20 protein-coding genes and 1 pseudogene are annotated in these 19,825 nt (G+C 70.9%); 12 read left to right on the forward strand and 9 right to left on the reverse strand.

The features are described from left to right. Nucleotides 1-224: 224 nt before the first annotated feature. Nucleotides 225-1,307 (reverse strand): NADH:flavin oxidoreductase/NADH oxidase, encoded by a 1,083-nt coding sequence (locus ACFUJR_RS10605; protein ID WP_383175710.1) that lies wholly within the window; start codon nt 1,305-1,307, stop codon nt 225-227. A gap of 117 nt (nt 1,308-1,424) precedes the next feature. Here ACFUJR_RS10605 and ACFUJR_RS10610 point away from each other — a divergent pair, with 117 nt between their 5' ends. Beyond that, nucleotides 1,425-1,772, forward strand: coding sequence for an ArsR/SmtB family transcription factor (locus ACFUJR_RS10610; protein WP_383175707.1), 348 nt, complete (start codon nt 1,425-1,427; stop codon nt 1,770-1,772). A 281-nt stretch (nt 1,773-2,053) separates the two neighbouring features. On the opposite strand, the gene ACFUJR_RS10615 is transcribed toward ACFUJR_RS10610, so the two are convergent. Then, nucleotides 2,054-3,433: an FAD-dependent oxidoreductase gene (locus ACFUJR_RS10615; protein ID WP_383175704.1), complete on the reverse strand. Its 1,380-nt coding sequence runs from the start codon at nt 3,431-3,433 to the stop codon at nt 2,054-2,056. Nucleotides 3,434-3,613: 180 nt separating this feature from the next. Next, entirely contained in the window at nt 3,614-4,315 is a 702-nt protein-coding gene (locus tag ACFUJR_RS10620; RefSeq protein ID WP_383175701.1) for a DUF305 domain-containing protein, read from the reverse strand. Nucleotides 4,316-4,469: 154 nt separating this feature from the next. Here ACFUJR_RS10620 and ACFUJR_RS10625 point away from each other — a divergent pair, with 154 nt between their 5' ends. Next, nucleotides 4,470-6,002 (forward strand): LVIVD repeat-containing protein, encoded by a 1,533-nt coding sequence (locus ACFUJR_RS10625; RefSeq protein WP_383175698.1) that lies wholly within the window; start codon nt 4,470-4,472, stop codon nt 6,000-6,002. On the opposite strand, the gene ACFUJR_RS10630 is transcribed toward ACFUJR_RS10625, so the two are convergent. From ACFUJR_RS10630 to ACFUJR_RS10645, 4 genes are all read right to left on the reverse strand, one after another. Further along, nucleotides 5,978-6,652 carry a TetR/AcrR family transcriptional regulator gene (locus tag ACFUJR_RS10630; protein ID WP_383175695.1) on the reverse strand — a complete coding sequence of 225 codons (675 nt, stop codon included), beginning with the start codon at nt 6,650-6,652 and terminating at the stop codon, nt 5,978-5,980. The genes ACFUJR_RS10625 and ACFUJR_RS10630 overlap by 25 nt on opposite strands. Before the next feature lie 62 nt (nt 6,653-6,714). Beyond that, complete coding sequence (locus tag ACFUJR_RS10635) at nt 6,715-7,482, reverse strand: phosphatase PAP2 family protein (RefSeq protein WP_383175688.1); 768 nt, start codon at nt 7,480-7,482, stop codon at nt 6,715-6,717. A gap of 54 nt (nt 7,483-7,536) precedes the next feature. Then, nucleotides 7,537-8,472: a M56 family metallopeptidase gene (locus ACFUJR_RS10640; RefSeq protein WP_383175685.1), complete on the reverse strand. Its 936-nt coding sequence runs from the start codon at nt 8,470-8,472 to the stop codon at nt 7,537-7,539. Between the two features lie 86 nt (nt 8,473-8,558). After that, a complete protein-coding gene (locus ACFUJR_RS10645) occupies nt 8,559-9,185 on the reverse strand; it encodes a DUF5134 domain-containing protein (protein ID WP_383450315.1) in 627 nt (208 codons plus the stop codon). Nucleotides 9,186-9,329: 144 nt separating this feature from the next. Between ACFUJR_RS10645 and ACFUJR_RS10650 the strand changes: the two genes are divergently transcribed. Further along, on the forward strand, nt 9,330-9,881 hold the full coding sequence (locus ACFUJR_RS10650; RefSeq protein ID WP_383175679.1) for a GNAT family N-acetyltransferase: 552 nt from the start codon (nt 9,330-9,332) through the stop codon (nt 9,879-9,881). Between the two features lie 23 nt (nt 9,882-9,904). On the opposite strand, the gene ACFUJR_RS10655 is transcribed toward ACFUJR_RS10650, so the two are convergent. Further along, nucleotides 9,905-10,588 carry a glycerophosphodiester phosphodiesterase gene (locus ACFUJR_RS10655; protein WP_383175676.1) on the reverse strand — a complete coding sequence of 228 codons (684 nt, stop codon included), beginning with the start codon at nt 10,586-10,588 and terminating at the stop codon, nt 9,905-9,907. Between the two features lie 361 nt (nt 10,589-10,949). Here ACFUJR_RS10655 and ACFUJR_RS10660 point away from each other — a divergent pair, with 361 nt between their 5' ends. The 5 genes from ACFUJR_RS10660 (at nt 10,950) to ACFUJR_RS10680 (ending at nt 15,593) form a co-directional block, all read left to right on the forward strand. Then, nucleotides 10,950-12,356, forward strand: a complete 1,407-nt coding sequence (locus ACFUJR_RS10660) for a DUF6421 family protein (protein WP_383175673.1) — start codon at nt 10,950-10,952, stop codon at nt 12,354-12,356. Between the two features lie 29 nt (nt 12,357-12,385). Next, nucleotides 12,386-13,150, forward strand: coding sequence for an SDR family NAD(P)-dependent oxidoreductase (locus ACFUJR_RS10665; protein ID WP_383175716.1), 765 nt, complete (start codon nt 12,386-12,388; stop codon nt 13,148-13,150). Then, nucleotides 13,147-14,226, forward strand: a complete 1,080-nt coding sequence (locus ACFUJR_RS10670; protein WP_383175713.1) for a threonine aldolase family protein — start codon at nt 13,147-13,149, stop codon at nt 14,224-14,226. Before ACFUJR_RS10665 ends, ACFUJR_RS10670 begins: the two co-directional genes overlap by 4 nt. An 82-nt stretch (nt 14,227-14,308) precedes the next feature. Beyond that, complete coding sequence (locus ACFUJR_RS10675) at nt 14,309-14,887, forward strand: transglutaminase family protein (protein ID WP_383175670.1); 579 nt, start codon at nt 14,309-14,311, stop codon at nt 14,885-14,887. A 13-nt stretch (nt 14,888-14,900) separates the two neighbouring features. Next, nucleotides 14,901-15,593, forward strand: coding sequence for a B3/4 domain-containing protein (locus ACFUJR_RS10680; RefSeq protein ID WP_383175667.1), 693 nt, complete (start codon nt 14,901-14,903; stop codon nt 15,591-15,593). 130 nt (nt 15,594-15,723) lie between these two features. Here ACFUJR_RS10680 and ACFUJR_RS10685 read toward each other — a convergent pair whose 3' ends face one another. Beyond that, complete coding sequence (locus tag ACFUJR_RS10685; protein WP_383175664.1) at nt 15,724-16,446, reverse strand: lysophospholipid acyltransferase family protein; 723 nt, start codon at nt 16,444-16,446, stop codon at nt 15,724-15,726. Between the two features lie 224 nt (nt 16,447-16,670). On the opposite strand from ACFUJR_RS10685, the gene ACFUJR_RS10690 reads away from it, so the two are divergent. The 4 genes and pseudogenes from ACFUJR_RS10690 to ACFUJR_RS10705 all read left to right on the forward strand — a co-directional run bounded on the left by ACFUJR_RS10690 (nt 16,671) and on the right by ACFUJR_RS10705 (nt 19,709). Beyond that, a complete protein-coding gene (locus tag ACFUJR_RS10690; protein ID WP_383175661.1) occupies nt 16,671-16,988 on the forward strand; it encodes a TlpA family protein disulfide reductase in 318 nt (105 codons plus the stop codon). Between the two features lie 259 nt (nt 16,989-17,247). After that, on the forward strand, nt 17,248-17,763 hold the full coding sequence (locus tag ACFUJR_RS10695; protein WP_383175658.1) for a flavin reductase family protein: 516 nt from the start codon (nt 17,248-17,250) through the stop codon (nt 17,761-17,763). Between the two features lie 190 nt (nt 17,764-17,953). Beyond that, nucleotides 17,954-18,689, forward strand: a pseudogene (locus tag ACFUJR_RS10700) (electron transfer flavoprotein subunit beta/FixA family protein). A 57-nt stretch (nt 18,690-18,746) separates the two neighbouring features. After that, entirely contained in the window at nt 18,747-19,709 is a 963-nt protein-coding gene (locus ACFUJR_RS10705; RefSeq protein ID WP_383175652.1) for an electron transfer flavoprotein subunit alpha/FixB family protein, read from the forward strand. The last annotated feature ends 116 nt before the right edge of the window (nt 19,710-19,825 follow it).

A 19,825-nucleotide genomic window follows, 5' to 3' on the forward strand; every position in this document is an offset into this window, starting at 1 on the left:
ATCTCCAGGCTCGAAAGAGGACTCAGCAGGGACGACGACCTCACTCACGCCTACCGCAAGTGGCTCCAAGCCGCTTGACAGCAATAGGAGCATCAGTGGCTCCCGGAACGGGCTTCTCCCCAGGTCGACGGCGTGTTCCCGCCCTTGGGACGGGCGGAGGGCGAGCGACGGAGGGTGGAGGACGGGGGTGGAGGGCGGAGGAGCGGAGGAGCGGAGGAGCCGCGTCAGATGGCCCAGGCGTACGGGGCGGGCGCGTGTGTCACCGCCCCCAGCTCGCGCGCCGCGCGGCGGGCCCAGGAGGCGTCGCGGAGCAGCTCACGCCCGAGCAGCACGGCGTCGGCCTCCCCGTTGGCGACGATCTTCTCCGCCTGCCCGCTCTCCGTGATCAGCCCGACGGCCGCGACGGCGAGACCGGTCTCGGCCTTCACGCGCGCCGCGAACGGCACCTGGTAGCCAGGGCCGAGCGGGATGCGCGCCGGTCCTCCGTTGCCCCCGCTGGAGACGTCCAGGAGGTCGGTCCCGTGCGCACGGAGCAGGTGCGCGAGGCGCACGGTCTCGTCTGCGGTCCAGCCCTCGCCCTCCAGCCAGTCGGTGGCCGAGATCTTGAAGAACAGGGGCAGCTCGTCGGGCCACACCCCCCGCACCGCGTCGACGACTTCGAGGGCCAGGCGGGTGCGGTTCTCGAAGGAGCCGCCGTAGGCGTCGGTGCGGCGGTTGGCGTACGGGGAGAGGAAGCTGCTGATCAGGTAGCCGTGGGCGCCGTGCACCTCGACGACCTCGAAGCCGGCGGCGAGCGCGCGGCGGGCAGCCTCGGCGAACCTTCGCGGGATCTCTGCGATCTGATCGGTGGTCAGTTCGGTCGGGACGGTGTGTCCCTCGGCGAACGCGAGCGGGCTCGGACCGACGGGCTGCCAGCCGTGGTCGCCGGGGGCGACGGGACCGCGGCCCTCCCAGGGGCGCTGCGTGGACGCCTTGCGGCCGCCGTGGCCGAGCTGGATGGCGGGCACGGTGCCGTGCTCCTTGAGGAAGCGGGCGATCCGGCGCAGCGCCTCGGCCTGGGTGTCGTTCCAGATGCCGAGGTCGGCGGGGCTGATCCGGCCCTCGGGGGCGACCGCCGTCGCCTCCACGATGATCAGCCCGGTACCGCCGGTGGCGCGGGCGGCGTAGTGGGCGAAGTGCCAGTCGTTCGCCACGCCCGCGTTGGGGCCGGAGGGCTCCGCCGAGTACTGGTCCATGGGGGCCATCCACACCCGGTTCGGGATGGTCAGCGACCTGAGGGTGTACGGCTCGAACAGGGCGACGGTCATGACGAACTCCTCATGCGGGGCCTTCGGGTCGCTCGTACGATAACCGTCGTAGTACGGCGACTGTCAAACTACGGCGCCCATCGTACAATGGTGGCACCCGACCGAAGTGGAGCCGCCGTGACGACCGCGACCAGGACTCGCGTCCTCGACCACCCCGAGCGGGAGGAGATCCGGCTGGAGGGTGTGCTGCACGCACTCTCGGACGCGGTGCGGCTGCGGATCGTCAGCGAGATGGCGCGCGAAGGGACCGAGGTGACCTGCTCGTTCTTCGACCTCACGGTGACCAAGTCGACGAAGACGCACCATTTCCGCGTGCTGCGCGAGAGCGGTGTCATCCAGCAGGACTACCAGGGCACGGCCAAGCTGAACGCCCTGCGCCGGGACGACCTCGACGCCCTCTTCCCGGGCCTCCTCGACAGCGTCCTGGCAGCGGCGAACGCCCAGTTCGCACGTCTGGACAGGTAGGCGCGGGCGCGCCGGCACTCCCGACCGCCCGTAGCCGGCCTCGGATCCCCCACCGCCCGTAGTCGGTCCCGGCGCCTCCCACCGCCCGTAGTCGGTCCCGGCGCCTCCGACCGCCCGTAGTCGGTCCCGGCACCTCCGGTCGCCCGTAGCCGGGCCCCGGATCCCCGGCCGCCTCTCGCCGTGACCAGCCGCAACGGGGAGCGCCCGCCCGCACCGGCGCGACGCCCGTGGAAGCGAGGCGCCCCCGACCCTGACCGCCCGTCGGACGGCGCACCGCTCCCTCAGCCGTGTCCGGCCGAGCCCTCGCGGGCGGCGGCCCGCAGCCCCGCCCAGTCGGGGATCTTCACACGGCCACGGCCCAGCGCGTGACCGAGGGCCGACTCCGCCTCTTCGATCGAGAGCCAGCCCCGCCAGGCGACCGGCTCGTGACCCAGGTCGCGCAACGCGCCGAGCGGGTCCCCCGCCACCTCGCGGCCCGCCAGCTCCGCCGCGTCGGCCAGCAGCGACGCCACCGTCTCCTTCGCGCACGGGCGGTTCGTGCCGATGACGCCCGTCGGACCGCGCTTGATCCAGCCGGCCACGTACTCGCCGAGCGACGGGGCGCCGTCCCGCAGCACCCGCCCCGCCTCGTTCGGAACCGTGCCCCGGGCCTCGTCGAAGGGCAGCCCGGGCAGCGGAACCCCCTTGTACCCGACGGCCCTCAGCACCAGTTGGGCCTCGATCTCCTCGAAGCGGCCGGTGCCCCGCACACCACCGGCGCCGTCCGGCTCGGTCCGCTCGAATCGGACCGCGGCCACACGGCCGTTCTCGCCGAGCAGCTCCACGGGGCGCAGGAAGAACCGCAGCCGGATCCCGCGCGCCAGGTCGTCCCCGTCAGCGTCGCCCGCCGCCCAGCCCCGGACGACCTCCAGGTTCCGCCGGTTCACCGCGAGCAGGCCCGAAGGGTCGGCGAACGACGGATCCAGCGCCAGGTCGGCCGCCTCCACCCCCACCCGCACGCCGGGGAGCCCGCCCAGCTCCCGCAGCTCCTTCGTCGTGAACTTCGCCTGCCCGGGCCCGCGCCGACCGACCATGTGCACCTCCCTCACCCGGCTGGCCTCCAGCGCCCTGAGCGCGCCCTCGGGCACGTCCGTCGGCCGCAGCTCGTCCACGCCCCGCGCCAGGATCCTGGTGACGTCCACCGCCACGTTGCCGACGCCGATGACGACCGCGGAACGGCCGTTCAGGCCGGTCCCCGAGCCGGTGAAACCGTTGGCCGAGGCATCGGGGTGCGCGCTGTACCAGGAGACGAAGTCCGTGGCCGAGCAGCTGCCCGCCAGGTCCTCGCCGGGCACTCCGAGGCGCCGGTCCCGTGCCGCGCCCACGCAGTACACGACCGCGTGGTACAGCTCCAGGAGGCGGGCCGGGGTCAGCCCCCGCGTGCCGATCTCGACGTCTCCGACGAAGGCGATCCGCTCGTCCTCCAGGACCGCGCGGAGGTTCTGCTGCAGCGACTTGATCTTCTCGTGGTCGGGTGCCACCCCGTAGCGGACCAGGCCGTACGGGCACGGCAGCCGGTCCAGGACATCGACCCGGATCCCGGGCACCGTCGACTGCTGGACCAGCGACTGGGCCGTGTAGACCCCGCTGGGCCCGGAACCGACGACAGCGACACGAAGCACGTCCGTACTCCTTCCCGCCGCGGGGAAGCCCGCCGAGAGGCTTCCAGCATCCCACCCGAAGCCCCCGGAGGGGAGGTGCCCGACACGACCCGAAGTCCGGGCAGTCCAGGAGATGCCGGGGTCCGTGCGCGAAGCGCGGGGTCGAACGCGCGGAGCCGGCCGGCCGCCCCGCTCCGCCGGCTACATCGACCGCATCCGGTTGATCTCCGCCGTCTGCTGCGCGATCACGTCGTTCGCCATCTCCTCCACGAGCACGTTGTTGCCGTTCCCCAGCACCTCCGCCGCCATCGTCACCGCGCCGTCGTGGTGGGTGATCATCAGCTTCAGGAACAGCTCGTCGAAGGCCTCGCCCTTCGCGTTCCTGAGGGCCGTGAGCTGAGCCTCGGTCGCCATCCCCGGCATCGTGCGGTGGTCGTGCCCGGTCTGCTCGCGCGGGCCGCCGTTGGTTTTCAGCCAACCCTCCATCGCGCCGATCTCCGGCTTCTGCGCCGCCGTGATCCGTTCCGCCAGCCTCTTGATCTGATCCGACTCGGCCCGGTCCGGTACGAGAGCGGTCATCGTGAGCGCCTGCCGGTGATGGATGACCATCATCTGGGCGTAGGCGAAGTCCGCCGCGTTGGGCCTGCCGTCGGGCAGCAGCTTGGACGCCTCCGCGGGGGATATCCTCCGCGCCGGCTCGCCGGGCTTCCCCGGTGCCACGACCGCGGGCCCGGTGGACCCCTGGCTCTGCGGCTCGCCTCCCGAACCGGATCCGGAGCCCGCGTCGCAGGCGGCGAGCGCCAGCACGGCGACGGCGGTGAGCGCCACGGCGACGGCTCCGCGGTTACGGCGGTTCAACAAGGCGACCTCCAGGGGTGGTTCCGGGGGCAGGGGGCGAGGCATGGCCGGGTGGGCTGTTCCTCGCACGCTGCCACGAGAAGTCGATCAGAAACCTTCATGTCATGCGTGTTGCCATCTATTGAGATGTACACGCTAAGGACGATACTGCCGGGGTCCATCAGCCGTTCAACTGCGAACGGATACAAGGGAGGACGGAGTGACTTCGTTGCGAACCATCCGCATCACGCGTACCCCGCGTGCCCGGATCAGAGGTCTGGGTGTGGCGACCGCCGCAGCCGGACTGCTGGTCAGTCTGCTGGCCGCAGGTCCCGCGGCCGCCACGCCCGATCCGGGTGACGCCACCGCGTCGCAGGGCACCGTCACCTCGGAACAGGCGGCCGAGGCCCGGTCCGCCATCCGGAGCGGCGAGATACCCGGCGTGGACGAGATCGTGCACAGCGACAACATCCAGCACCTCGTGAACATCCCCAAGGACGCGCTCGCGGGCACCAACTCCGACCTGGCCTTCCAGGGCAAGTACGCCTTCGCGGGCAACTACGACGGCTTCCGGATCTTCGACATCAGCAACCCGCGCGCCCCGAAGACGGTCGCCCAGGTGCTGTGCCCCGGCTCGCAGAACGACATCTCCGTCTCCGGCAACCTCGTCTTCCTCTCCACCGACTCCTCCCGCAGCGACGACTCCTGTGCCAGCGTCAGCCAGCCGGCCACGGAGAAGTCCTCCTGGGAGGGCATGAAGATCTTCGACATCAGCGACATCAGGAACCCGAGGTACGTCGCCGCCGTCGAGACCGCCTGCGGTTCGCACACCCACACGCTGGTGCCCAAGAAGCGGGACGTGTACGTCTACGTCTCGTCCTACTCGCCGAACGTGGCGTTCCCGGACTGCCAGCCGCCGCACGACGGCATCTCGGTCATCAAGGTGCCGCGCAAGGCCCCGGAGAAGTCCGCGATCGTCTCCTTCCCCGTCCTCTTCCCCGGTGAGGGCCCGGACGGCGGCGGCAACCCCGGTGGTCCGACCAACCCAGGTGTCTCCAAGACCACCGGCTGCCACGACATCACCGTTCTGCCGAGCCGGGATCTCGCGGCCGGCGCCTGCATGGGCGACGGCATCCTCTTCGACATCGAGGACCCGGAGCGGCCGAAGGTCATCGACCGGGTCCAGGACAACGTCAACTTCGCGTTCTGGCACTCGGCGACCTTCAACCAGAAGGCGAACAAGGTCGTCTTCACCGACGAGCTCGGCGGCGGCGTCGGCGCCACCTGCAACGAGGCCGTGGGCCCGAACCGCGGCGCGGACGGCATCTACGACATCGTCGGCAAGGGCAAGCACCGCGAACTCGTCTTCCGCAGCTACTTCAAGATCCCGCGCCACCAGGCCGACACCGAGAACTGCGTCGCCCACAACGGCTCGCTGATCCCCGTCGGGGGCAAGGACCTCATGGTCCAGGCGTGGTACCAGGGCGGTGTCTCCGTCTGGGACTTCACCGACTCCCGTAAGCCGAAGGAGATCGCCTACTTCGAGCGCGGTCCGCTCTCCGCCACCACCATCCGCACGGGCGGTTCGTGGTCCGCCTACTACTACAACGGCTACATCTACTCGAACGACATGGCGAAGGGCTTCGACGTCCTGAAGCTCGACGACCGTCGTACGGACCCGGCGAAACGGGTCCGGATGGACGCGCTCAACGTCCAGACCCAGCCGGACTACTTCGACGACTTCGAGGACTGACGCGGCACACGGGCAGGTAACACCGAAGCCGTGAACGGCATGCCGTCGGGCGGACCACCGTCCGGCGGCATGCCCTGCTCCCAGTCCAGTCCGTACCGCTGGAACAGCTCCCCCCGCAGCCGCGTCACCGGCATCGGAGCCCCCGGCAGCAGCACCGCCACGACCGCGCCCATCAGCAGGGCCCGCAGCAGCGGATAGTCCGCGTCCACGTTCGCCGAGCCGTACCGCGTCATCGTGTCACGCAGCAGGAACGCCAGCCGCTGCTGTTCCGGGCACTGCACGAAGCCCTCGGCCTGGAGGATGCCCGCCATGTGCGTCCGCATCAGCACCGGATGGTCCACGGCCAGGCCGAGCACGGCGTCGATGGCCCGCGCCATCCGCTCGCGCCCGTCCTCCGTGCGCGGCTCGCGCTCCAGCGCCTCCTCCAGGGTGAGGTGCATCAGCCGGTGCACCGCCGACTGCAGCAGATGGCGCTTGCCGGGGAAGTAGTAGGAGATCAGACCGCGCGCCGAACCGGCCCGCTCGGCGATGTCGCCCAGCGTCGTCGCCTCGTACCCGCGCTCCGACACAAGCTCGACCGTGGCCTGGAGAAGCCGCTCACGTGAGCGTCGCCGAAGCTCTTCATTGACCTCTGGGCTACGCGGGGACATGCTGGACTCCTGCGTTGACTGGCTCGCAGCCAATATACTCAGCGCAGCCTGCTGTAGCGCCTTCATGGCCGGTCAGTGGGTCTGCCGTCTGTTCTGGGCGACGCGGGGGATCGTCCAGGACAGGCGGCTTCACGTTGTTTCTCCCATTCTGCTCCCGTCCGCCCCCGGGGCTCCGCCCGGTCGGCGCTCCTCGCGGCGTTCTCCTGCCACACCGCGCCGTATCGGCGGTACGTGACGATCGACACGGCGACGACGCACCAGCCCAGCAGCCAGCCGGCCACGACGTCCGACAGCCAGTGCACGCCCAGGTAGATCCGGGTCCACCCCACCCCGAGGACGGACACCAGCGCGGCCACGGCAAGCACACTCCAGCCGCGCCAGGTCTCCCGCCAGTGCAGGGCGAGCACCCAGAGCAGCAGCCCGCAGCCCACCGTCCCGGTCATCGCGTGTCCGGAGGGGAAGGCCGCGTACTGCGCCGAGTCGACCGGGTCGGGCCAGCCGGGGCGCGGCCTGCCGACCGCCGCCTTCAGCCCCTGCTGACCCCCCGACGCGAGGAGTGTCGCCGTCGTCACCCACAGGGCCAGCCACCGCTCGCGCCGCCACCACAGCACGAGGACGGTGGCGGTGATCAGCGCGCGCATCGTCCACGGGTCCCACACCCAGTCCGTCAGGATCCGGTTGGCATGTGTGAATCCGGGCTCGGCCAGCGCGCTGCGGTGCAGTGCGTCGGCGACCGACCGGTCCAGGTCGAGGAGTGGGGGCCAACCTACCGCCACAAGCACAAGCAGCAGCACGACGAGGGCACCTGAGACCACGGCTGAGGAGCGCATGGGCCGATCTTCCCCGACGTTCGCGTCGGCACACCCGCTTCGGCGCCGTCCGCGTTACCCGAGCGCCTTCAACGCGGGGACGAACGCCACCAGGACCGGCACCACGGGCACCAGCGCCGCGGCGGCCGTCAGCCGCAGCCGCCGCCCCGCGGTGAGCCGGGGCGCGGCCGTCAGGAGGCGGTTCACCCGCCCCGGGAGGTCTGCGCCGGGTGTCGATCCGGGGCCGAACACCCCACGTTCCTCGTTGAGTTCGACCAGTGCCAGCGCGATCGTCAGCCGTCCGAACCGCCGCGAGGCGACATCGTCGGCCGCCAGCTCGACCAGCCGGTGCATCTGGTCACGGAAGGCCGCGAAGACCGGGATCCCCGGGAACCCGCCCGCGAGCGCGCCCGAGCAGTGCAGCAGCCAGTCGTGGCGCGCCCGGGCGTGTCCCTGCTCGTGGGCGAGGACGGCATCGAGCTGGCGCCCCTTCAGCCGGCGCAGCGCCGCCGTCGTGATGACCAACTGAGGTGTGGTGCCCGGCAGCCACCAGGCGTCGGGACGCTCGCCCTCCAGGACGACCAGCCGCCCGCTTCCCGGCTCCTCGCCGGGCAAGAGCGGGGAGCGGACGAGCAGTTCGCCACGCCGCTGCCGACGGCGGGCCCGCGCCCCACGGATCTCCCGGGTCAGCATCGCGCAGGTCCACAGCCCCCCACAGGCGAGGGTCACGGCGAGCGCCCCCGACCAGGGCTGGTGGGTGCCCAGTTCGTACGCCTCGATCACCCGGCTCGGCGCGCCGACGAAGACGCGGCCCCGTACCCCCTGCCAGGCCGCCGCCGCGCTGAACGTCATCGACAGCGCGAAGCACAGCAGCACCGCCGCCACCACGCACTGCCACATCCACAACGCCACCACGGGCTCGCGTTCCGCCCAGTCGGACCGCGACAGCAGTCGCGGGGCCACGGCGGCCGTCAGGACGCCGAGCGCGAGCAACGCGAGGGAGACCAACATGACGCAAGCCTATGAGGCCGTGCTACGCGCGGGTACGGCCGGGCGCGGCAAGTGACGTACGCCACGGCCCGGCCCGGCTCGCCGGTTCACAGCGCGACGAGCATCGCCAGCATCGCGAGGGCCATCGAAAGCCGGCACACGAGCGTGAACTCGGGCCGTACGACCCACGCCGGCGCCGGTCCGCCCGCGGACAGAGCCATCGAGGCCGTCACCGGGGCCACCGGGACCGTCGCCGAGGCCGCCGGGACCGTCATCGGGGCCGCCGGGACCGTCATCGGTACCAGCCGGGCGCCCGAGCGGAGTACGTAGGCGACGTAGTACAGGAGCAGCACCGCCGTCACCAGAGGGGCGCTTCCGCCGCCCCCTCCGCTCCCGTGCCCGCCGTGCGCCGCGCCCTGCACGGGCCACGCCATGTAGACCATCGCCAGCGACCCCACCAGATGGTGCAGATGGTGACCGCCACGCCGCACCGACACCAGCGCGCGCAGTGCCGCCGCCCCGAACACCGCCGCGTACACCGACCACCACCACGACGGCGGCGTCACGACCGCGGCCGGCAGTGCCATCGCGGCCATGCCGAAGCCCATCACCGCCTCGCCCGCGGCCGTCCTGCGCTCCTCACCCGCGCAGCGACGCGCGCGCAGCAGGCAGTACGCCCCGCTCGCCCCGCACAGCGTCAGCATCAGCCAGGCCGACAAGGCCGGTCCGTGCACGGCACACCTCCCCAGGTCTCCCTCCCCGTCGATGCCCACGCCCGGCCGGGCGCACGCGAGCGCACAGGCGTACGTGGGGGAGCACACGCCGGGGCGTTACGCTCGGGGGAATCGCCAGCGCCTCCGAGGGGAGACCCGAACAGCATGGACACCGCCACGCCCCAGGACACCGAGCGGATCGCCTACCGCGACGCGGTGGAGGCCGACGTCGCGGCCCTCGTGCCTCTCGTCGAATCGGCGTACCGCGGCGACTCCAGCCGGGCCGGCTGGACCACCGAGGCGGACATCCTGCAGGGGCAGCGGACCGACGAGGAGGGTGTGCGGGCCGTCATCACCACCCCCGGCAGCCGGCTGATGGTGGTGGAGCGGGACGGCGGGATCGTCGCCTGCTGCCAGCTCGAACACCGCGGCGAGGCAGCCTACTTCGGCATGTTCGCCGTCCGCCCCGAGCTCCAGGGCGCGGGCCTCGGCCGTCGCATCATCGAAGAGGCCGAGCGCCGGGTGCGGGAGATCTGGGGCGTGAGCGAGATGCACATGACCGTGATCTCGGTACGCGAGGAGCTCATCGCCTGGTACGAGCGGCGCGGCTACCGCCGCACGGGACGGATGACGCCGTTCCCGTACGGCGACGAGCGTTTCGGCGTCCCGCAGCGGGACGACCTGCAGTTCGAGCTCCTGGTGAAGCCGCTGGTATGAGGCCGGGGCCCGGGCCCGCGGGCTCAGGCCGTGAAGCGGCCGGTGCGGCGGATCTCCGGATAGTCGGTCGTCGCACCGTCCAGCTCCAGGGCGCGGACCAGCCGCAGATGGTCCTGGGTGTTCACCACCCAGCCGATCACCCGCAGTCCCTCACGGTGGGCGTGCTCGACCGTCTCCAGGGTCAGGTGCCGGATGCTCAGGACGAGCGCGCCGGCCCCGACGGCCTTCGCCCGGTCCACGATGTCCGTGCCCCACTCCTCGGCGACCAGCGCGGTACGGACCCCGGGGACCAGCCGGCCGACCTCGGCGAGCGCCTCGTCGTGGAAGGAGAGGACCTCCACGCGGCCGACCAGGTCGCGCCGGTTCATCACCTCGGCGAGAGCCCTGGCCGCCGCCACGTCCTTGATCTCCGCCTGGAGCGGGGACCGCACCGCGTCCAGTACCTCTTCGAAGACGGGGACGCGCTCCCCGTGCCCCGCGTCGAGCTCGCGCAGCTCCGCCAGGGTCTTCTCGGCGATCGGGCCGCTGCCGTCGGTGGTCCGGCCGACGTCCGCGTCGTGCATGACGACGAGGGCGCCGTCCTTGCTCAGATGCAGGTCCAGCTCGATGACGTCCATGCCGGACCGTTCGGCCTGGACGAAGGAACGCAGGGTGTTCTCGGGCTCGACGCCCATGACTCCGCGGTGACCGATGGTGAGGAAACTCAAGATCTTCTCGCTTCCGTCGATGTCCGGGCCCAGGTCCCTCCGGGCTCCCGGTGCGGCTCGGGGCGCAGCCTAATGACTTCACCGTAAGAAGGAAGCGCATGCGCGCGTGCCGCCGGAAGGCCCCCCTCCGGCGGATGGTCTCCCCGCTCGCCGTCCGCACGCGCCCCGGGGGCGTCCGGGGCGTGCGGGCCTGAGGCTGCGCCGTCGAGGCGGGGGATGCGAGCGCTCAAACCCTGTCGCGCAGGAAAATTGACGGTGACCATGGGGGTTGCGCAGGATAATTTCTCTTACCCCCCTTGTCCGGAGGACACGCCGCCGGATACGGTGTCTTGACGCGAGGTTCTCCTGTGGAGGAAGTGACATGACGGAAATTCTTGTGCAGGACGCGACCGGTGGGGGGATACTCACCGCTGCTCCGGTGATCGACCACCCTGCCTGGCCCGAGCTCAAGAATGCCGTGGAGGAGTTCCGCCCCTGGCAGAGCAAGGACGGCTCCATCGACTTCGAGGCCGAGGGTGCGCCCCCCCGCGCCCAGGCCGAGAGCACGGTCGAGCGGATCGTGGACGCGGTCGAGCGGCTCTCCCCGCTGCTCCCGCACGACGCGGCCTACCACCGCGCGCTCGTCGCCGACCTGCGTACGTGGGCCAAGGGCGGCTTCGAGGTACCTGACTTCCTCGACTCCCTGCTGGCCTTCCAGCCCGCCGCGGACCGTCAGGACGGGCTCCAGCACCTGGCGCTCTTCCCGATGTACACCCAGAACGGCAACCCGGACCGCAACCTCGAAGCGGTCGTGCTGCGCATGGTGTGGCCGGAGTGGCTCTCCGAGCTGGAGCGCACCCGCTACGACAACCCGCTCTTCTGCGGCATCACCTTCGAGGACTTCACCGCCGGGTACGACACCAACTCGGCCGTCCTCTTCCCCGAGACCATCGCCGTACGCGAGGCCCCCGAGCGCTTCAGCTGGGGCGGCATCTTCTGCGACCGCGAGGCCGCCCGCTTCCGCAAGGTCACCGAGGCCTCCGTCGACATCCTGGGCCTCGAGCTGCCCGAGGACATCGCGGCCATGGTCGAGGACCAGCAGCGCTGCGAGGCCGCGTTCGTGCTCTGGGACATGGTCCACGACCGCACCCACAGCCACGGCGACCTGCCGTTCGACCCCTTCATGATCAAGCAGCGCCAGCCGTTCTGGATGTACGGCCTGGAAGAGCTGCGCTGTGACCTCACCGCCTTCAAGGAGGCCGTGAAGCTGGAGGCCGAGGGCAACGCCCACGGCCGTGACGTGCAGTACGCCGTCCTCTTCGACCGCATGTTCCGCTTCCCGGTCACCGGTGACCGCAACCGGAACTACGACGGCCTGGGCGGCCAGCTCCTCTTCGCGTACCTCCACAAGCACGACGTCGTGCGCTGGACCGACAACAAGCTCAAGATCGACTGGAACCGTGCCCCCGAGGTCACCAACCAGCTCTGCGCCGAGATCGAGAAGCTGTACCGCGACGGTATCGACCGCCCGAAGCTGGTCCACTGGTTCAAGGCGTACGAACTCGTCTCCACCTACCTCGCCCCGCACCCGGGATCGAAGTGGGCCAAGGGCCCCGACGCCCTGGACCTGACCCTCCCGCCGCGCAAGCTCGTCGACGACGTGCTTCCGGACGAGTTTCCGCTCAGCATGTTCTATGAGGCCCTGTCCAAGAAGCTGAAGGACGTGATCGCCTCCACCAAGGGCATCACCGCCGCGAACGCTTCGCGGACCGGGCAGGCTGCCGCGTGAACCCAGTCACGGAGGAGGAGGGGACGACCATGAACGGCAACGGCAACGGGAACGGCGCGCCGCTGGAGGGTGCCGTCATCGCGGTCGCGGGAGCGGCCGGTCCGGCCGGCCGGGCGACGCTGATGCGCCTCGCCGACGCCGGCGCCATCGTCGTCGGGGCCGACGCCGACCCGGCCCGACTGGCCGAGGCGGTCGACGCCGCACGGTACGCCCACGGCGGCGCCACGGTCATCGGCGACACCGTCGACCTGTTCGATCTCGGCGCGGCCCGCGAGTGGGCCGACAAGACCGAGAAGGAGTTCGGCCGAATCGACGGGCTCGTCCACCTCGTCGGCGGATGGCGCGGCAGCGCCTCCTTCGGCGAGACCGACCTGGCCGACTGGAACTTCCTGGAGAAGCTCCTCATCCGCACGGTCCAGTCCACCTCCCTCGCCTTCCACGAGCCGCTGCTCCGCAGCGATCGGGGCCGCTACCTGCTGATCAGCGCCGCGGGCGCCTCGAAGCCCACCGCCGGCAACGCGGCCTACGCCGCGGCCAAGGCCGCGGCCGAGGCGTGGACGCTCGCCATGGGCGACGACTTCCGCAAGGCGGGGGGCGACGAGGGCCCCCGGGCCGCGGCTGCCATCCTGGTGATCAAGGCACTGGTGCACGACGCCATGCGCGCCGAGCGCCCGAATGCGAAGTTCGCGGGCTTCACCGACGTCAACGATCTGGCCGACGAGATCGTCGCCGTATGGGACCGGCCCGCACAGGAAGTGAATGGACAGCGTCTGTGGCTGACCCCCAAGCCGTGACCCCGGCCCTGCCCTCCAGGACCGACGCCCGTCGTCACCACGACCCGTCGGTCCGGGGCTTCGCCAGCGACAACTACGCCGGCGCCCACCCGGAGGTGCTCGCGGCCATCGCGCTCGCCAACGGCGGTCATCAGATCGCCTACGGCGAGGACGACTACACCGAGCATCTCCAGCGCGTCATGCACAGCCACTTCGGCCCGAGCGCCGAGGCGTTCCCGGTGTTCAACGGCACCGGCGCGAACGTCACCGCCCTTCAGGCGCTGACCGACCGCTGGGGCGCGGTGATCTGCGCCGAGTCCGCGCACATCAACGTGGACGAGGGCGGCGCCCCGGAGCGGATGGGGGGCCTCAAGCTGCTCACCGTGCCCACCCCGGACGGCAAGCTCACCCCCGAGCTGATCGACCGGCAGGCCTGGGGCTGGGAGGACGAGCACCGTGCCATGCCGCAGGTCGTCTCGATCACCCAGAACACCGAGCTGGGGACCGTCTACACCGTGGACGAGATCCGGGCCATCGTGGAGCACGCTCACGCCAAGGGCATGAAGGTGCACCTCGACGGCGCCCGGATAGCCAACGCCGCTGCCTCTCTGAACGTCCCGATGCGGGCGTTCACCAACGCGGCGGGCGTGGACGTGATCTCGTACGGCGGCACGAAGAACGGCATGCTGTTCGGCGAGGCCGTGGTCGTCCTGAACCCGGACGCGGTCAGCCACATGAAGCATCTGCGCAAGCTGTCCATGCAGCTCGCGTCCAAGATGCGGTTCGTGTCGGTGCAGCTGGAGGCGCTGCTCGCCAAGGACCTGTGGCTGCGCAACGCCTCGCACGCCAATGCGATGGCACAGCGCCTCGCGGCCGGTGTGCGCGAGGTGGACGGGGTCGAGATCCTCTACCCGGTGCAGGCCAACGCCGTCTTCGCGCGGCTCCCGCACGAGGTGAGCACCCGGCTGCAGAAGCGGTTCCGCTTCTACTTCTGGGACGAGGCCGCGGGCGATGTGCGGTGGATGTGCTCCTTCGACACCGTGGAGGACGACGTCGACGCCTTCCTCCAGGCGCTGAAGGAGGAGATGGCGCGGTAGCGCTTCTCCTGAATGGCATAAGTATGCGACCGGCCGGAAAGTCATTGACTTCCGGCCGGTCGTCTTCCTAGGGTCCCCGGCTATGGAGCTGATCCAGAAGCACCCCGAACTCTCCTCGTACCTGGCCGCGGACGAGGTCATCGACCATGAGCACCCCGTCGTGCGCGAGACGGCCGCCGCGCTGCGGGCCCGAAATCTCGACGTATACGCATACGCGCGAGCCGCGTTCGCGTACGTGCGGGACGAGATCCCGCACTCGAGCGACACCGGCGACCTCCGCGTCACCTTGCGCGCCTCCGACGTCCTGGCGCGGCGCACCGGGATCTGTCACGCCAAGGCGCACGCGCTCGTCGCGCTGCTGCGTGCCGAGTCGATCCCGGCGGCGCTCTGCTATCAGAAGTTCGAGGTGCTGCACGGGCTGGTCGCGATCAGGCTGCCCGGTACGCAGACGTGGCACCGGCAGGATCCGCGCGGGGGGCTGCCGGGCCGGGAGGCGGAGTTCTCGCTGGAACGGGAGCGGCTGGCCTTCCTGCCCGACCCTGAGTTCAATGAGATGGACTATCCAGTGCTGTATTCTGTACCGCATGCGGGGGTGGTGAGCGCCATGCGGTCCGCGCCGGACAGCCTCGAGCTCATGCGGACCCTTCCGACCGACCTCTGACGCAAGGACGACGATGCCCCTCACCCTGACGGTCTCCGACGACGTGCGGGCCCTCGTGCCCGGCTTCACCCACCTCGCCGTCGAGGCCCATGGACTCGTCAACGGACCCAGCCACGAGGCCAGTTCGGCCCTGCTCGACGACGCGGCCCGCCGTCTCGCCGAGCGGCTCGCGGGCCGGACTCCGGACCAGGACCCGCACATCGCGGCCTGGCGCGCGGCCTACTCCGCGTTCGGCGCCAAGCCCTCCCGTACCCGCAACTCCGCGGAGGCGCTGGCCAAGCGGGCGCTCGCCGACGGCGGGCTCCCCCGGATCAACCGGCTCGTCGACGCCTACAACGCGATCAGCGTCGCGCACCTCATCCCGGCCGGCGGCGAGGACCTCGACCGTATCCAGGGCGGCATGAGCCTCGTGCGGGCCATCGGCGACGAGCCGTTCGTGACCATGGCGGGCGGCGAGGAGACGGTGGAGCACCCGGAGCCGGGCGAGATCGTCTGGCGCGACCAGGCGGGCGTCACCTGCCGCCGCTGGAACTGGCGCCAGGGACCGCGTACGCGCATCGACGACGGCACCGTCAACGCGATCTTCCTGCTGGAGTCGCTGACGCCCATGACGCGCGACGAACTCCTCGCCGCGGGCTCGGAGCTCGCCGAGTCGCTGGAGAAGCTGAGCCCCGGGGCGCGGATCACCGTCCGCGACCCGGAGTAGGCCCCGTTACGGATCCGGGGGCGGCGTACCGGGGTCGGCGTACGGGCGTCGACTTGCCGCCGGACGGTCGGAGTGACGATTCTTCGGGCGGGGGCCGATCCGGCCGCCGTGCCCGTCCGGGGGTCCGGCGTCAGCCGGCGTCCTTCACCTCGGCCGGGGTCGGCGCCGTACCCCCGAGGTGCGCGGGCACCCACCAGGTGTCGCTCGCGTCCTTGGGGCGTACGGGGTAGGCGCGCTGCGCGGCCTCCAGGAGCTCCTGACAGCGCTCGCGCAGGCGCCGGGTGATGGCGCCCGCGTACTGGTCGGCGGGAGCCTCCACCGGCTCGCCCACCCGGATCGTCACCGGGATGTGGCTGCGCTTGAAGTTCCGGGGCCGACCCTTGGTCCAGATGCGCTGCGTGCCCCAGAGCGCCATCGGGATCAGCGGCACCCCGGCCTCCTGTGCCAGCCGCGCCGCACCCGACTTGAAGCTCTTCAGCGTGAAGGACTGCGAGATGGTCGCTTCGGGGAAGACGCCGATGATCTCCCCGGCCTTCAGCGACTCCAGCGCGTGCTTGTAGGCATGCTCGCCCTGCGAGCGGTCCACCGGGATGTGCTTCATGCCGCGCATGAGCGGGCCCGAGACCTTGTGCCGGAACACCGAGTCCTTGGCCATGAAGCGCACGAGACGCTTCTGCGGCAGCGCCGCCAGACCCGTGAAGATGAAGTCCAGATAGCTGATGTGGTTACTGACGAGTACAGCGCCGCCGGTGCGCGGGATGTGCTCGGAACCCTGCGTGTCGATCTTGAGGTCCAGCGCCTTGAACAGGGTCAGTGCGGCGCCGACAACCGGCCGATACACGAGTTCTGCCATCTGAGAGGAACCCCTTCTTCTGTTCCTTGGGAGGGTCTCCCGGCGGAAGTTACGCAGCCGTAGGTTTTCGGCTTTGGGCAGATCGTGCCCCATGTGGGCCCTCGTGACCAGTCCTGACGGCTTCGTACGGAGAGATAATCGTCACGCCCGGTGGCCGTGACGGGAATCGATCGGCGTCATGGGACGCTGCACGGGGGAGTGGCGGGCGACAGGAAGACGGGGACATGGCGGCACAGTCCGAGAGGTTCGGCGGCGAGGACGGCGTCGAGTTGGGCGAGCGGGCCACGCTCGTCCAGTTCTCCACCGCCTTCTGTCAGCCCTGCCGCGCCACGCGCCGCACCCTCGCCGAGGTCGCCCGGATGGTCGAGGGCGTGGGCCACGTCGAGATAGACGCCGAGGAGCGGCTCGACCTCGTACGGAAGTACGACATCGTCCGCACCCCCACCGTGCTCGTCCTCGACCGCGCCGGGCGGGTCGTCGTCCGCGCCTCCGGACAACCCCGCCGCGCGGACGTGATCGCCGCGCTGGGGCGGGCGGTCTGATGAGGCGGAGGGAACGACGGCCGGCGCGGCGGTCTGACGCGGTGGTCCGAGCCGCGGTCTGACGCGGTGACACATCTCCCACATCCCGGTACGCACTTGACTGCACCTGCCATCGATCGCCAGTCTGACGATGTGCCTTCAGAACTCCTTCTCCACGGGCGGGTCCACGTCGACCTGGCCCGTCACGCGAGCGCGCGCTGTCCGGGTGTCTGAGAACCCCAGGACTCCTCGTACGCTCCCCTCGCAGAAGGACGACTCGATGACGGTTTCGCCCGAACTCCGCACCCTCGGCGCCCCTCGCCCGGCCTCTCCCGACCTCCTCCGTTCCGTCTTCCGGCAGCACGCGGCGGGCGTCGCGGTCATCACCGCCCGGGGCGCCCGCCCGGTCGGCTTCACCGCCACCTCCCTCAGCTCCGTCGCCGCCGACCCTCCGCTCCTCTCCTTCGGTGTCGGCACCTCCTCGTCCAGCTGGCCGGTGCTCGCCGAGGCGGAGCACGTCGGCGTCCACATACTCGGCGAGCACCAGCGCGAACTGGCGGACACCTTCGCCCGCAGCGGGGCCGACCGGTTCGGCCACCCCACGCGGTGGAGCGAGGGCGCCGAGGGCGTCCCGATCCTGGACGGTGTCCTCGCCTGGCTGGTGTGCCGCGTCGTGGCCCGCGTCCCGGCCGGGGACCATCGGATCGTGATCGCCCAGGCCGTCGCCGGCGACCCGGCCGGAGCGGGCCGACCGCTGCTCTACCACCAGGGGCGCTTCAACGCCCTGCGCGACTGAGGGTTCCCTTCCTTCGGCGTTGGCAACGTCACACGGCTGAGCGCTTGCTCACTGGTAACGGACTGGGTGTACTGGCGAGTAATATTCCGGTGGGAGCGGTCGGACGCCCCGACCGGAAACCCGCCCTTCAGGCGCCTATGCTGCGAGCAACAAGGCAGCCCAGTTATGACGATGCAGTAGGAGAGCCGGCGTGAGCTTGAGGATCGTTGTCTGTGTGAAGTACGTGCCCGACGCCACCGGCGACCGGCACTTCGCCGATGACCTGACCGTCGACCGCGACGACGTCGACGGCCTGCTGTCGGAGCTCGACGAGTACGCCGTCGAGCAGGCGCTCCAGATCGCCGAGGAGGCCGACGACGCCGAGGTCACCGTCCTCACCGTCGGTCCCGAGGACGCGAAGGACGCGCTCCGCAAGGCGCTGTCGATGGGCGCCGACAAGGCCGTCCACGTCGAGGACGACGACCTGCACGGCTCCGACGTCATGGGCACCTCGCTGGTCCTGGCGAAGGCCATCGAGAAGACCGGCTACGACGTCGTCATCGCCGGTATGGCCTCCACCGACGGCACCATGGGTGTCCTCCCGGCGATCCTGGCCGAGCGCCTGGGCGTCCCGCAGGTCACGCTGCTCTCCGAGGTGAAGATCGAGGACGGCAAGGTGACCGGCCGTCGTGTCGGTGACCGACCAGTCGGGCGAGGCCCGCTACCCGTCCTTCAAGGGCATCATGGCCGCCAAGAAGAAGCCGGTGGAGTCCCTGGACCTGGAGGACCTCGAGCTCCAGGCCGACGAGGTCGGCCTGGAGGGCGCGTGGACCGCGGTCGACTCCGCCTCCGAGCGTCCGGCCCGCACGGCCGGCACGATCGTCAAGGACGAGGGCGAGGGCGGCAAGCAGCTGGCCGAGTACCTCGCGAGCCAGAAGTTCATCTAGGGCTCGCGCGAGCCACCTGACCCGCCCCCCTTTTCGTTCGCAGGAGATTGAATCCCCATGGCTGAGATTCTCGTCTACGTCGACCACGTCGACGGCGCCGTCCGCAAGCCCACCCTGGAGCTGCTGACGCTCGCCCGCCGTCTGGGCGAGCCGGTCGCCGTCGCCCTCGGGGCCGGTGCGGCCGACACCGCCGCCGTGCTCGCCGAGCACGGTGCCGTGAAGGTCCTCACCGCCGACGCCCCGGAGTTCGCCGATTACCTCGTCGTCCCGAAGGTCGACGCCCTCCAGGCCGCGTACGACGCCGTGTCCCCGGCTGCCGTACTCGTCCCGTCCTCCGCCGAGGGCAAGGAGATCGCGGCCCGCCTCGCGGTCCGCATCGGCTCCGGCATCATCACCGACGCCGTCGACCTGGAGGCCGGTGACGAGGGCCCGGTCGCGACGCAGTCCGCGTTCGCCGCCTCCTTCACCACCAAGTCCCGTGTCTCCAAGGGCACGCCGGTCATCACGGTCAAGCCGAACTCGGCCCCCGTCGAGGCCGCCCCGGCCGCCGGCGCCGTCGAGGCCCTCGCGGTCTCCTTCGGTGAGCTGGCCACCGGTACCAAGGTCACCGCGCGCACCCCGCGTGAGTCGACCGGCCGCCCGGAGCTGACCGAGGCCGCGATCGTGGTCTCCGGTGGCCGTGGCGTCAACGGCGCCGAGAACTTCTCGGTCATCGAGGCGCTCGCCGACTCGCTCGGTGCCGCCGTCGGCGCCTCGCGTGCCGCCGTCGACGCCGGCTGGTACCCGCACTCCAACCAGGTCGGCCAGACCGGCAAGTCGGTCTCGCCGCAGCTGTACATCGCCTCCGGCATCTCCGGTGCGATCCAGCACCGCGCGGGTATGCAGACCTCGAAGACCATCGTGGCCATCAACAAGGACGCCGAGGCCCCGATCTTCGACCTCGTCGACTACGGCGTGGTCGGCGACCTCTTCGACGTCGTTCCGCAGCTGACCGAGGAGATTCAGACCCGTAAGGGCTGACCTGCGGTTCTGTTCGGTCCGGGGGGCACGGGGTGGTGGGTCCCACACCGCCACCCCCCACCTCTTCCACACCCCAACACAAGGCACAAAAAACCGCTAACCTCGCCGTCCAGATC

It is taken from the genome of Streptomyces sp. NPDC057271, from assembly GCF_042668715.1.
Lineage (GTDB): Bacteria > Actinomycetota > Actinomycetes > Streptomycetales > Streptomycetaceae > Streptomyces.

Excerpts from the sequence above, each read along its gene's own strand:
- ACFUJR_RS10605 (WP_383175710.1), bottom strand. The coding sequence starts at position 1,307 with ATGACCGTCGCCCTGTTCGAGCCGTACACCCTCAGGTCGCTGACCATC.
- ACFUJR_RS10620 (WP_383175701.1), bottom strand. The coding sequence starts at position 4,315 with ATGCCTCGCCCCCTGCCCCCGGAACCACCCCTGGAGGTCGCCTTGTTG.
- ACFUJR_RS10630 (WP_383175695.1), bottom strand. The coding sequence starts at position 6,652 with ATGTCCCCGCGTAGCCCAGAGGTCAATGAAGAGCTTCGGCGACGCTCA.
- ACFUJR_RS10635 (WP_383175688.1), bottom strand. The coding sequence starts at position 7,482 with ATGCGCTCCTCAGCCGTGGTCTCAGGTGCCCTCGTCGTGCTGCTGCTT.
- ACFUJR_RS10640 (WP_383175685.1), bottom strand. The coding sequence starts at position 8,472 with ATGTTGGTCTCCCTCGCGTTGCTCGCGCTCGGCGTCCTGACGGCCGCC.
- ACFUJR_RS10650 (WP_383175679.1), top strand. The coding sequence starts at position 9,330 with ATGGACACCGCCACGCCCCAGGACACCGAGCGGATCGCCTACCGCGAC.
- ACFUJR_RS10660 (WP_383175673.1), top strand. The coding sequence starts at position 10,950 with ATGACGGAAATTCTTGTGCAGGACGCGACCGGTGGGGGGATACTCACC.
- ACFUJR_RS10665 (WP_383175716.1), top strand. The coding sequence starts at position 12,386 with ATGAACGGCAACGGCAACGGGAACGGCGCGCCGCTGGAGGGTGCCGTC.
- ACFUJR_RS10675 (WP_383175670.1), top strand. The coding sequence starts at position 14,309 with ATGGAGCTGATCCAGAAGCACCCCGAACTCTCCTCGTACCTGGCCGCG.
- ACFUJR_RS10680 (WP_383175667.1), top strand. The coding sequence starts at position 14,901 with ATGCCCCTCACCCTGACGGTCTCCGACGACGTGCGGGCCCTCGTGCCC.
- ACFUJR_RS10685 (WP_383175664.1), bottom strand. The coding sequence starts at position 16,446 with ATGGCAGAACTCGTGTATCGGCCGGTTGTCGGCGCCGCACTGACCCTG.
- ACFUJR_RS10690 (WP_383175661.1), top strand. The coding sequence starts at position 16,671 with ATGGCGGCACAGTCCGAGAGGTTCGGCGGCGAGGACGGCGTCGAGTTG.
- ACFUJR_RS10695 (WP_383175658.1), top strand. The coding sequence starts at position 17,248 with ATGACGGTTTCGCCCGAACTCCGCACCCTCGGCGCCCCTCGCCCGGCC.
- ACFUJR_RS10705 (WP_383175652.1), top strand. The coding sequence starts at position 18,747 with ATGGCTGAGATTCTCGTCTACGTCGACCACGTCGACGGCGCCGTCCGC.